At 59.6% G+C, this 12,212-nt stretch carries 11 protein-coding genes; 9 read left to right on the top strand and 2 right to left on the bottom strand.

The features are described 5' to 3' along the window. Window positions 1-2: 2 nt before the first annotated feature. The 5 genes from MTX19_RS31795 to MTX19_RS31770 all read left to right on the top strand — a co-directional run bounded on the left by MTX19_RS31795 (window position 3) and on the right by MTX19_RS31770 (window position 5,003). Window positions 3-362, top strand: coding sequence for a DUF3024 domain-containing protein (locus tag MTX19_RS31795; RefSeq protein WP_280973440.1), 360 nt, complete (start codon window positions 3-5; stop codon window positions 360-362). 31 nt (window positions 363-393) lie between these two features. After that, window positions 394-663, top strand: coding sequence for a DUF6129 family protein (locus MTX19_RS31790; RefSeq protein WP_280980789.1), 270 nt, complete (start codon window positions 394-396; stop codon window positions 661-663). A 50-nt stretch (window positions 664-713) separates the two neighbouring features. After that, window positions 714-1,862 (top strand): DegT/DnrJ/EryC1/StrS family aminotransferase, encoded by a 1,149-nt coding sequence (locus tag MTX19_RS31785; RefSeq protein ID WP_280978232.1) that lies wholly within the window; start codon window positions 714-716, stop codon window positions 1,860-1,862. 590 nt (window positions 1,863-2,452) lie between these two features. Continuing rightward, window positions 2,453-2,902 (top strand): Rieske 2Fe-2S domain-containing protein, encoded by a 450-nt coding sequence (locus MTX19_RS31775; protein ID WP_280980787.1) that lies wholly within the window; start codon window positions 2,453-2,455, stop codon window positions 2,900-2,902. A gap of 1,756 nt (window positions 2,903-4,658) precedes the next feature. Continuing rightward, entirely contained in the window at window positions 4,659-5,003 is a 345-nt protein-coding gene (locus MTX19_RS31770) for a (2Fe-2S) ferredoxin domain-containing protein (protein WP_280980786.1), read from the top strand. A 504-nt stretch (window positions 5,004-5,507) separates the two neighbouring features. Here MTX19_RS31770 and MTX19_RS31765 read toward each other — a convergent pair. Both MTX19_RS31765 and MTX19_RS31760 read right to left on the bottom strand, forming a co-directional pair. Next, on the bottom strand, window positions 5,508-6,236 hold the full coding sequence (locus MTX19_RS31765) for an OmpW family outer membrane protein (protein WP_280978231.1): 729 nt from the start codon (window positions 6,234-6,236) through the stop codon (window positions 5,508-5,510). Window positions 6,237-6,555: 319 nt separating this feature from the next. Next, the gene (locus MTX19_RS31760; protein ID WP_280980785.1) at window positions 6,556-7,035 is read right to left on the bottom strand and encodes an ArsC/Spx/MgsR family protein; all 480 of its coding nucleotides are present in this window, start codon (window positions 7,033-7,035) and stop codon (window positions 6,556-6,558) included. A 537-nt stretch (window positions 7,036-7,572) separates the two neighbouring features. On the opposite strand from MTX19_RS31760, the gene nifH reads away from it, so the two are divergent. The 4 genes from nifH (at window position 7,573) to nifW (ending at window position 11,613) form a co-directional block, all read left to right on the top strand. Then, window positions 7,573-8,457: a nitrogenase iron protein gene (nifH, locus tag MTX19_RS31755; RefSeq protein ID WP_280978230.1), complete on the top strand. Its 885-nt coding sequence runs from the start codon at window positions 7,573-7,575 to the stop codon at window positions 8,455-8,457. A 148-nt stretch (window positions 8,458-8,605) separates the two neighbouring features. Continuing rightward, on the top strand, window positions 8,606-9,295 hold the full coding sequence (locus MTX19_RS31750; protein ID WP_280980784.1) for a nitrogen fixation protein NifQ: 690 nt from the start codon (window positions 8,606-8,608) through the stop codon (window positions 9,293-9,295). A 279-nt stretch (window positions 9,296-9,574) separates the two neighbouring features. Next, entirely contained in the window at window positions 9,575-10,708 is a 1,134-nt protein-coding gene (gene nifV / locus MTX19_RS31745) for a homocitrate synthase (protein ID WP_280984940.1), read from the top strand. 563 nt (window positions 10,709-11,271) lie between these two features. Then, window positions 11,272-11,613, top strand: a complete 342-nt coding sequence (gene nifW / locus MTX19_RS31740) for a nitrogenase stabilizing/protective protein NifW (protein ID WP_280973433.1) — start codon at window positions 11,272-11,274, stop codon at window positions 11,611-11,613. Window positions 11,614-12,212: the final 599 nt, after the last annotated feature.

Raw genomic sequence — 12,212 nt, 5'->3', positions numbered from 1 at the left:
CGATGACTGCAGCGGTAGTGCGGAAGTCACAGACCGGGCTTGTTCCTCACCCGAACGAACTCGATCGCAAGCGGATCGAGCGCGCGTTGATCACGCGCAATCGCTATCGCTACGTCATGCCGAATGTGAAGCCGGTGAGGAGCGGCTATCTCGTCGAGAGTCCCTGCTGCTCGCACAATATCGACAAGGGCGGCGGCCTGATCGATATCGCGCTGGTCCATTATGATGTCGTGAGCGAGGTCTGGAAGCTTTTCTTCAAGAACCACGTGCGAGAGAGCTGGGAATTTTACAGCATTTTCCAACGGTTGACGTCAGCGATCGACGAGCTGAACGCGGATCCCGAGCGATTGTTCTGGCAATGATGCGGTCGGGGACCGTCATGGAGGAGCTACAATGGCGCTGGCTGCCGATGAACTGACCGAAATCGAAGGGCTGCTTGCGGCGACTGGCGCCGATGCGGCATCGCTTGAGGCGTTGCGCCGTCGCTTTCCGAAGCTCGCCTGGATGCGCTGTGACGCGTCCGATGTGACGGAGCAGCCATTCCGGCGCTTCTTGGACTTCGATCTGCATCTCATCGATGGATCCGATCATTGCGTTCACATGACGGCCGACCCTGCAAAGGCAACCGGAATGCTGCTGGCGAGAAGGAATATTGAGCGGTGAGCGGTATTGGACTGGCGGAGAACCACAATAATTGTGCCGCCGACGCAAGGATGGATGTTTCCTTCGTTCCGCTGTCCGATCCCGATATCACAAGCGCCGAACTCTCTGCTGTGGAGGCGTTGCTGTGTTCGCCGCGGCTCTCGAACGGGCCGATCACCGATGAATTCGAGCAGGCATTTGCGAGTTATGTTGGCCGCAGCTATGCCGTTGCCGTGCCGAGCGGCACTATCGGTCTTCTGCTTGCGCTAAAGGCGCTCGGCATCGGGCCAGGGCAGGAGGTGATCGCCTCGCCCTACTCGTTTCGCGAGACGGTCCATGCGGTCAGTCTCGCAGGCGCGCGAGCGGTGTTTGCTGATATTGACTATTGGTCCGGAGCGTTGGTCCCGGCGAAACTCGAAGAGCGAATCACGCTCAACACGCGAGCGATCATCGCTGGGAATCCAAATGGCCATCCGGCACCCTGGTCGGAGCTGCGCGCAATCGCGCAGCGCCGCCGGCTGCTTCTTTTGGAGGATTCCACCGAGGCGATTGGATCAAGATATAGGGGCGAACTTGTCGGATGCTTTGGCGACGTCGCCGTTTTCGACTTTGCTCAGCCGTCGGCACTGAGTTGTGGCGAAGGCGGAATGGTGGTCACCGACGACATCGACTTCGCCGTTAGCCTGCGTCGCCACCGCGCCCATGGAGCAGATGAGCGCTTCTCCGTCGTCGTCGGAAGCGCGCCGCCCTACCAGGCAGGCATGAGCGATCTCACAGCGGCCTTAGGACTTGCGCAGCTCAAGCGCCTTGCGGAAATTCTGGAGCGGCGGCGGCTGATCGAGCAGCTCTACAATGCGCATATGCAATCGTTTGAGGGCATCAAGCCGCCCTATATCGGCCCCGATGCGACCGAGGTGAACTGGTTTCTGTATTTGGTTCATCTCGGGACGCGCTTTACGCGATCGAGCCGCGATGCCATTGTCGACGATTTGCGCGTCGAGCAGGTCGAAGCTGTCGCCTACAGCCATCCGTTACATTTGCAGCCTCACTATCTTGATCTCGGCTATCGACGGGGTGATTTCCCGGTTACGGAAAAAATTGCCGATCGCGCCGTGGCTCTGCCATTTCACACTCATCTCTCGAACAAACAGATCGAGTTTATCGTGGAGACGATGAAGGATGCATCGGTCAATGTAGGCGCTGGCGCGGCCATCTACTGAGCTAGCCGCCATCTCATAAACCAGGCTGGGCAAGCATCGAATGATGATCACCGATTTGCCATTGCCCAAGACGGCGGGGTCGATTGCTGCGCATCTGTTGCCTGGCGCGGAGAATGCCACGTGAGGCAAATTGCGAGGGCGGAGCAGGTCGGCTCCAACGGGGCGTGGGGAAGAGCTCAGGAGGCGCTCAAAGGTCGGGCGCGAGGACAATGGCAAGCGCGAACGCAGCGTAGATGCCGCTTCGAGCCCGCTGTTCGACGCGACGCTCAGCGCTTCGAAGCCCAGGGTGTCAGGGACCAATCTCCTGAGCGTTCGTCTCAAGCCTCGAAATTCGACCAAAAAAAGGAACGAGTATGAACGCGCAACAGGTCATCATTCACGTCCGATTCGCCCCAGACGGGACGGTGGCGCAGATCAGTGAGCGCCCCGCGAAGCTCACGCCAAACCAGTGGTTCAATGTTCTCAACGCGCGCGCAGGCCATGCCTATCGGCCGCTCGCTCGCGGCTGCGGGCTATTTCGGTTGCCGCGAACTGCGGTCGATGCCTTCAGACTGGAAGCTGTGAGGCGGCGATAAGGGATCAGCGACGATATGGCGGCTCGCGAGATCGACCTGTTTGCCGTCTGTCCTGCCGGCGCCATTGAGCGGGGCGGTGCCAAGGGGTTTAGCCTGGCCCGGATCGACGGCGGCGGTGAGAGCCGGCCATTCCCAATTGTCGTCGTGCGGACGTTTGACAATGACTTTTTCGGTTATATCAATCGCTGCCCACATGACGGGGTCTGGCTCAACGTCGGCGGTGGCGAATTTTTCTCAGCGGACCGCTCTTTTCTTAGATGCGGCCGGCATGGAGCGATCTTCGAGATCGACAGCGGCTATTGCATCGACGGCCCCTGTAATGGACGCCTCCTCGAGCCGATCGCGATCACCGTGAAGGAGGGCGAAGTCTGTCTGTGTGGCGTCAAGCTGCTGGAGGACAATCGGCCTTCCGATTGGCTCGAAGACAGCGATGAAACCATGGCTATTGCGATCCATCCGGATTAGCCGGCGCGATCTCTCGACCGTTGATCAGGTCGTTCACGCGTTGTGTGACCAGCGGATGGAGCCACCCGTCTTGTCATTATCGACCCAAGTCTACCCGCGGAACTGCTTGTGATGCCATGAAAGCCAAAGGGGACCCGCGTGCGCCGGCGCAAGTCGTGTGGGCAGAATGCCCAAGCCGCAACGGTCGGGCCAGCCATGTTCCGATCGTCGAGCGCATTTGGCGGCCTCGCAAGGATCGGCCGGCTGATCGACGCCTGGCTCGCAGATGGAGTGAACGAAGCGAACTCATTCGCATCATGCACCGGGACGATATCGGCGGCACCAAGGAGGCGGCTAAGCGTTATCCCGAATGGACTGGCTGGCCCGAATTCAATCCTTGTTTGTGACGGATAGGAATGACTTCGACGAAAAAAGAAATGCCCTCGGCGGCCTTGGAGTCCCACCGAGGGCACCGTCTGGGGCAGGGAGAATGGGAGGCCCAGACTAACAGGACCGTTGGGGGCGTGAAATGACGATCCTGTATCGTAGATCCTTGGGAAAGTGACGCGACGGCTGCACCTGCGGCGATACGGGGAATAACCCTGCAAAGTACGAATCCTTCGTAAATGCACCGTCGCGATCGGCGCGATCGGTGAAAAGGCTATGTCCGTCGCGGGCCGTGGCTTCGATCATTGTTATGCTCGCCTCGCAAGATTGAATGCCGAGCTCATGAGATCCGCCACAAAGGTTTGAAGTGGACTTATTGACGCGCTGTGTCCCGGAATGAATCGAAGACAAACCAGATATCGATGTTTTTGATGCCGTCGACTTCGCTGTCCGCATTTCAGCGTCGGCTTCGATATCTCGCCACAGATGAGGTAACCGGGCATTGTCGGCCCGATGCCTGCCGTCACGCCGGGACATGGCTCGATCTGATGGATCAGGCCTCCTCGTCGTCGGTTTGGCAGAGAAATCAGGCTGACTAACATCCAGCGTTGTCATATGGTGACGTCCTCCATCAAGCGCACTGCAATTACGGTGCCACAGCGTGTGCTCCTGTGACGGATTAGCGCGTGACTGCGATTGCCGTCGTCGGTCTCGGCGTCCCGCGCCGATGGCTGAGTGACCTTGGCACCTTAAGCCAGCGCGTGCGCATGTTCGCGGTGAAGTGGCGGCAAGCGTCTTTCTGGGGCATGTCGTGGTAGCCGCAGGCCTTATGGAGAGGACGACAATCACGAGGATCGTTTTCCGATCCCGTCAGATGCTGTTGCAGGGGCCGGCTCATAGAGAAGGAGCGAGCGTTTTGGCTGACCTGGATCAGGCGTTGGAAGCCTGAAACGTGAGTGCGAAATCGGCGCTCGATGTGCGCGATGTCCAGCGAAAGACAACATTGCTGTCGCAAATCTGACAATGGTCGATAGTTGCAATCCGGCAAACCGAGGGCGATCGCCGCAGAAGTACACCTCGTGTCTTGGTGCGGAGCTTGCATAGAGAAGGCGGGGCGATGAAACAGACGAAGCGGAAGCAAGTAATGACAGGACGAGACGTTGTAACCTTGATCAGGAACGCCGTTCCAGACGGTGGAGGCGTCCGTGACTGATCGCTCGCCCGTCGACAATTGTTCTAGCATTCGGACCGTCCGCGTTTCTTCGCGGGCTGAAAAGACCGCCTGCCGCATCGGATCGTCTATGCGACGATCAATACGAAATTGCGTCGAGCGGCATGGGCTTCGACCCACAATTTCTTCAGATCAAGCGAACTGATCACGGGCAGGCGTATGAACGCAGAAACCAAGTTCGAACTTCCTCAGCTCTATAGGCATCATGTCTTCGCCTGCCACACCGAGCGTCCGCCCACTCATCCGCACGGCAGCTGCGTCACCTCAGGTGCGCAAGCCCTGTGGGATAGGATGGTCAAGTCGATCGAAACCCAAGGTCTCACCGATATCGGTTTCACGGCAACGAGCTGCCTCGGCTTTTGCAGCGCCGGTCCCTTGATGGTGGTCTATCCCGACGGCGTCTGGTATCGTGCGACCACGCCTGAAGACATTGACGAAATCGTAGAGTCCCATCTCAAGCGAGGCCATCGTGTCGATCGTCTCGTGATGGCGTTGAAACGGTAGCTGGAGGCTCGCTCGGCGGCGCGGACTGTCGGCCCGGTTTATCCATCGAAGGTCAGGCAACTCCGGATCATTGGACTCCCCTCCCTGGTTGGACGGCGAGGGGAGCCTCACATTCCCATTCAAGACCGCCGCGCGGACGGGCCGTGCTCTCCACTTTGCAGGCGTGACCGTCGATTTCATCGCAATCTTCGATGAGATGAGATGGATGTTCCCCTGCTTGCCGCGCTTCATCTGTGGATGAAGTCAGCCATGTTGCCGCCGCACTGATCTGATGTCAGGGCGGATGTTCTGCACGCGCCGGAATCAGAAAGTGACCTGATCACTCCCAAGCCTGACTGATAGCCTCCGCGCACTTCATTTCGGAGCCGCCGATCGCTCGCGGCTAGAGCGGATGCTGCGCTGTGCTCGACTTCGGGCACCGAGCGGGATGATGCTTTGATCGTCATCGCGCTCGATCCCGCTGTTAAGTGAATCGGTTTGCTTCTTCTCGGATCGTGCCGCGCCTCAGAACTTGTATGTGATGCCGCCGCTGACGAACCACGGGTCGATGTTGACGCGCCCGGTGACGGGAATTACGCCGTTGACGGTCGCCGAATATTCCGGCCGTAGCCATAGTTTCTTCGCGTCAACGTTGATGCCCCAATGACGGTCCAACATGTAATCGAAGCCGAACTGGACTGCTGGGCCGACCTGGTTGTTGATGTGCAAATCCGTCACGGTCAGGCCGGCGAACGGCGTATTAGCTGCCGTTTGGTTGAAAAATAGGGTGTAATTGATGCCAGCGCCGATATACGGCTTGAAGGCGCCGAAGTCCGTGAAGTGATACTGCAGGGTCAGCGTCGGCGGCAGCAGCGAGGCCTTGCCGATGTTGAGCCCATTGAGCGCACCGTCGCCACTGATGTGATGCCGGCTTACACCGAGAATCAGTTCGGCGGCGACGTTCGGAGTGAAGAAGTAGGTGATGTCGAGCTCAGGGATGGCTTGATCGCTGATCGAGAGCCCGGAACTCGGCGAGGACAGGGGCGAAACGCCGATAACATTTACCGAGCTGCCCCGGGTGTCCGGCAACACGCCGAGTAGGCGCAAGCGGAGCATCCACGGATTGAACGGCTCAGCTTGTGGGGGCGCTTTGAAATAAACCGGCGCTGGCGCTGGCGCCAGATCCGCTGCGCGTAGTGGCGTGGTCATTCCACCAAGCCATGCCGCAAGCACGAGCGGTGATGCGGTAATCATCAAGATTGTTGTCGTTCTCATCAGACTCTCCGTTCTCGAACTCAGCGCGAGGAATCGCACGATGCTCTCTCACATGAACGAGGTGGCGAAGGATTTGATGCGGATCAAATCGAACTAGTCACTTCGCAATTGCGTCGTCGAGCCCATGGTCATGTACGCACCAAATCGATCTTGCACAGCGCCTGTTGTGTCGAGTGCTTGCGCGAGATCCGATATGCGCGGTACGAAATCCGGGAGCGGGAAGACCGTCGTCTCCTGCATTCTGGATAGTGTCTCTCACCCCGCGACCGTCCCAGCGCGAGCCTCTCTCCTTGTAGCTTCATGAAGCATCAGAGGGGCTATCGTCTTGACCTCGCGCCGCGGTTGGTCGATTGCTGTGATCGATCGGCATCCGCGGACAGGACGGGTCGGCTTCTTTGCGCGAGCATCGATCGAGTTCGTCTGGGATAGCCTGCCCCAGGAGCGCTCGCGCGAGCGCCTGGTTGAATCCTGCACATCTGGCGCTGCCGGCCTCAATCAGCGGGCGCCGGATCAGCAATGGATCGTCCAGCATCAGCGCGAGTGCGCTCGCCGCGTCGCAGGTGCCCGGATCGATTTCTCCCGACTTGATCCGCGGGGCGGCACGGTTGAACCAGGAAGCGACCGGCATATCCCCGAAGAAGCGACGCAGTGTCTGCGTGCACCACGGCTCATTCAAAATATCCTTGGCGATCACGTCGTGTCCTGCCGCCCTCAACGCCTGCATCTGGCGCGCATTGGTGGAGCAGCCGGGCTTTTGATAGAAAATGATTGTCGCCATGGTGGCCTGTTCGTGCACGTTGGGAACGATCAAAGGGACGCTGGCGGGTTTGAGAACGCTCGTCCTGGTCTACGGGCGGCTTGCATGGTTAGCGGCTCGATCAGCGTGTCCGGCCAGACTTGCATGATCGCGCTCCTCGGACCTGCCGAGGTGGTTTGCAGGGCGATCCGCAAGTTTCGTTCCACAGATGGGGACATCGAACTGCTGAAGGCAGGCGCGTGTTGCAGCTTGGTACTCGGATGTTCTGTTCGATTTCTGACAGGCCACCGAATCCTGTCATGTCCAAAACACCCGAGCTCTGCTGCGCTCTTGTGACGATTGTCGAACCAAATCAGGAGCTTACAAACGTCGGTAGGCACTGGCACGACGGTTGCTACTGCGATGCAGCACCACTGAGTGAGGGCTGAGTGCACGCCGACGCGCAAGACGAGCGATGCTCTCCTTCCCTTGGACCCGTGTGCCCCGTTTCTGAGAGAGAAACAAGCTCGCGCGCAAAACAGCGCGCAACGTTCGGCAAATCGGTTGATGGAGAGCAACATGTCTTCACTGAGACAAATCGCATTCTACGGCAAGGGCGGCATCGGCAAGTCGACGACTTCGCAGAATACGCTGGCAGCGCTGGCTGAGATGGGTCACAAGATCCTGATTGTGGGCTGTGACCCTAAAGCGGACTCGACCCGCTTGATCCTTCACGCCAAGGCTCAGGACACCATCTTGAGCCTCGCAGCCAGCGCCGGAAGTGTGGAGGACCTCGAACTCGAGGACGTCATGAAGATTGGCTACAAGGACATTCGCTGCGTCGAGTCAGGCGGGCCCGAGCCAGGTGTGGGCTGCGCGGGGCGCGGCGTCATTACCTCGATCAACTTCCTGGAGGAGAACGGTGCCTATGAGGGCATCGACTACGTGTCCTACGATGTGCTCGGCGACGTCGTCTGTGGCGGCTTTGCGATGCCGATCCGCGAAAACAAGGCACAAGAAATCTATATCGTGATGTCCGGTGAGATGATGGCGATGTACGCCGCCAACAACATCTCCAAAGGAATCCTCAAATATGCCAATTCCGGCGGTGTGCGGCTCGGGGGCCTGGTCTGCAACGAACGACAGACCGATAAGGAGCTGGAGTTGGCAGAGGCGCTGGCCAAGAAGCTGGGAACCACGCTGATCTATTTCGTACCGCGCGACAACATCGTACAGCACGCGGAGCTGCGCCGCATGACGGTGCTGGAGTATGCGCCCGATTCCAAGCAGGCCGATCATTATCGCAACCTCGCGACCAGGGTCCACAACAATGGCGGTAAAGGCATCATCCCGACTCCAATCTCGATGGACGAGCTCGAGGATATGCTGATGGAGCACGGCATTATGAAGCCGGTTGACGAATCCATCATTGGCAAGACCGCCGCCGAACTCGCGGCCTCGTAAAAGGCTGCGACTCGTGGCCTCGTAAGGGCACGCGAGCGGATGCCGGTCTCCCGAACCCCCATCCCCGGGAGATCGGCATTCTGGCGGAAGACCCGTCTCCGGGATGAGGACGCGGCGTGGCATGTTTGGCCGCTGTGGAGAAACCATCATGTTCGAAACGCAAACGCTTCCGTTCTCGGCCGGCGGGACGACCGACGCGAGCGAGGACCTTCATACGGGAATGGCCGCCTACCGCCTGCTCACTGGAGTGGCGCCCGCAGACGCCGACATTACCAGCGACAGAGATTTCGATCGTCATGTGCTGGCATCGATTCTGTCCGTTGCCACGATGGATGGTGGTCTACTTGCCGAGAAGGCTGGCCTGTCGTGCCACGAACTTGCTGCCGTGCTCGATCAATACTTCCCGTCAATCCAGATCGAAGTCGAGGAGCCGATCTCGAACTTTGAGTGCGACGGGGCCGACGAGATCGCAATGGTGCGTGACCTTCTGCTCGCGCAACGATCGACGAACGGAGATATCGGCCGCTGGCTGGCTGCAATGATCGCGCGCCGCGCCATAGAGCCAAACCACCTGTGGGAGGATCTTGGATTGCGCAATCGTGGCGAGCTCTCTCGGCTCCTCAACCGCCATTTCGCGCCGCTCGCCGCGCGCAATATCAACAATATGCGATGGAAGCGCTTCTTCTATCGCATGCTGTGCGAAGATGATGGCCTCCTGATGTGCACGACGCCGATATGCACACAATGCAACGACTTCAGTGTCTGCTTTGGCGATGAAAGCGGCGAGAGCCGGATGGCCGAACGCCGACGCGACGTTTTGCTGCGGGCGGCTCCCTGATCTCAAGCCCACTTAGGGCACGCACAAGTCTGGTGTTCCAGGCGATTTCTCCACCCACGCAAGCCGCGTTAGCTCGAGCTCAGCGTGACAAGAATTGAATTGAGGCGTCGACATTGTAACGCTGTCGCGTTTGCGACACTCGGCTCACTAGGAAAGGGTTGAGTTGTCAATGACTTGAGGAGAGGGCGGCGTGGCATGGCGGTTGCTGAAACGCTGCTTGATCAAACACGGTAAGGAGTTGTCGTGATCGCTGCCACTGCCAAACCTTCCTGGTCCGAGATGACGCGGGCCACGCCGATCGTGCTCAATGACACGACCCTGCGCGACGGCGAACAGGCGCCTGGCGTTGCGTTCAGCGCGGATGAGAAGCTCGCGATCGCGCAGGCGCTGGCGCGGGCAGGAGTCACGGAGCTCGAGGCAGGAACGCCCGCCATGGGCGGTGAGGAGATTGCTGCCATCCGCACCATTGTCGAGGCGGCTCTTCCGCTGACCACGATTGGCTGGTGCCGGATGCGTGAAGCCGATGTCGACGCGGCGATCGAGGCAAAGCTGTCCATGGTCAATATGTCGATCCCGGCCTCCGATGTGCAGATCGCCGCCAAGATCGGCGGCAGTCGCCAGCTGGCGCTCGAACGGGTGAAGCAGGTGGTGGGTTACGCCCGTGAGCGGGGGCTTGAGGTCGCGGTCGGCGGAGAGGACGCCTCCCGCGCCGATATCGAATTTCTCAAGCGGCTGATCGCAGCCGCAGAAGCCGCGGGTGCGCGGCGATTTCGTATTGCCGATACGCTCAGTGTGCTCGATCCCGATTCCACCTATGCCCTGGTCGGGGAGCTACGCGCGGCCGCGAATCTTGAGCTCGAATTTCACGGCCACGATGATCTCGGGCTTGCGACCGCAAATACGCTTGCAGCCATCAAGGGCGGCGCGAGCCATGCCTCGGTGACCGTCATCGGACTGGGCGAGCGGGCCGGAAATGCCCCGCTGGAGGAAGTCGCGGTGGCACTTCAACAGCTCTACGGAGTCGAGACCGGCATCATTCTGTCGGAACTCGAGAACGTCGCGACCGTGGTCGCGGCCGCGGCGGCGCGTACGATTCCGCTGAATAAGGCGATCGTGGGTGAGCACGTGTTCACTCATGAATCAGGTATTCATGTCGATGGCCTGTTGAAGGATCAACGCACCTATCAGTCGCTTGATCCCCACCTGTTCGGTCGCTCCAACCGCTTTGCGATCGGAAAGCATTCCGGGCTTTCGGCAATCACCTTGCTGCTCGACGAATTGCAGCTTGCAGCCAACGCCGATCAAGCAAGGCAGATACTTTCGCGCGTGCAAAAGCATGCCATCGCGCACAAACTGCCGGTTCAGCGCGAGACGGTGATTTCCATCTGGCGCGACGTCTGCGAACACCCTTGAGGCGGCGATGTCCAGCATTGTCGCTTGCGAACGCTTCGAAAAAGCCGCCGCACGCCGAGCGCAGTCTTCGATCTCGTTGATCGGCGAAAATAGTGCAGCCGTCCGCTCGTGCTTGCGCGGCGCGCTCCGTGGACTCCAGAGCTTTTGGTCCTGTGGCGGTCCACCGGCCAAGGCAACCGACAGGTGCCGCCGAGCCTCGAAAGGCTGCGTCGTACTCGGCCCGGACGTCGAGAGGATCCCTCCCTCGACGGGCGGCAAAGGCGCGGGTCAATGCAAATTCTCCGGCCATCGCGCATGCTCAACGCGACGCCACTGTGCGCGATCTTCTGACATGCCTGCGGCCGCAAGGCGGTCATTTCCGGCCTGCTCACCTCGAGCGTTACTGTCAGCTGATCACGACTCCTGCCGGCGATGTCATCGCCATTCCGGTCCATTTATTCGAACTTTTACAGGCGTGGTCGAGCGATATCTAGCGCCTGCGCGAGGAGCGACTGTATCGAGAGCATCAGGCTTTGCCGGATTTCAACGAGCCACCGGCGGCCCAACCCGACGGAGATTTTTCGATGAACGGCGCACAGGGAACAGGCAGCATCCTGGATCGACTCGACGAAGCCTCCTCGGCGGAAGACTTTTTTGCACTGCTCGGCGTTCCCTACGACCCCAAGATCCTCAATGTCGCGCGCCTGCATGTCTTAAGGCGCATGGGGCAATATCTCGCCAAGGAACAATTCGCTGGGGTCGCGGAGGCGGAGGTGACGGAGCGTTGCAAGGCGATGCTGGAGCGGGCCTACGCCGATTTTGTGGCGTCATCGCCGATCGAGCAGCGGGTCTTCAAGGTGTTGAAGGATGCAGTCGTCGAACCGAAGAAGCCGGCGGCATTCGTGCCGCTGAGTGCACTGAAGTAGTCCTGGGCATCACGTCGCTGCCCTCAATGGGCGTTGTTTCGGCGTGTTACGTCGTCTTCGCTTTCATCCGGATCGGCTGCGCGGCGAAATACAAGGCGGTGCTGTCACATTCCGGACCGATGTCCGGAGGCGTCGTGTCGGCGATCGTGACTACGCCGTCCAATCAGCCTCAAGCGGTTGCTTTGACACATGATTTTCGGCGGCCTCGCAACTGGTATGGCGCTTGCTGTCCGGCAGTCTGTTATCGACGCCGACGCTACAGACTTGGCAAGGTCCGAAGAGAGTTAAGGAAGATCAATGACGTTTCTTTCACTGCTCGCCGCTCGCGCCGCATCAGTTTGCGGACCAAAGCTTGCGTTCGAAATCGCCTTTGACGCGGTCGAGGCCGGGCTTGGCCGGAAGGTGGTGGCCAATGGGTCGTTCCTGCACCCGCGCAACAGCTGGAGAAAACATGCATAACGTCGTTTATATCAAGTCGGTCCTCGGTTCGGCGCAGTCCCGCGTCCAGCGCTTGACTAACAGCATCAAATGTCGAGGGAAGCGGCCGCAGACGGCTTGCTCGTCCGGCGCCACGCACGAACGTCACAAGCGGCTCAGCA

The sequence above is a fragment of the Bradyrhizobium sp. ISRA464 genome (assembly GCF_029910095.1).
Taxonomy (GTDB): Bacteria; Pseudomonadota; Alphaproteobacteria; order Rhizobiales; family Xanthobacteraceae; genus Bradyrhizobium.
This window is presented reverse-complemented; position numbering and strand designations above follow the sequence as displayed.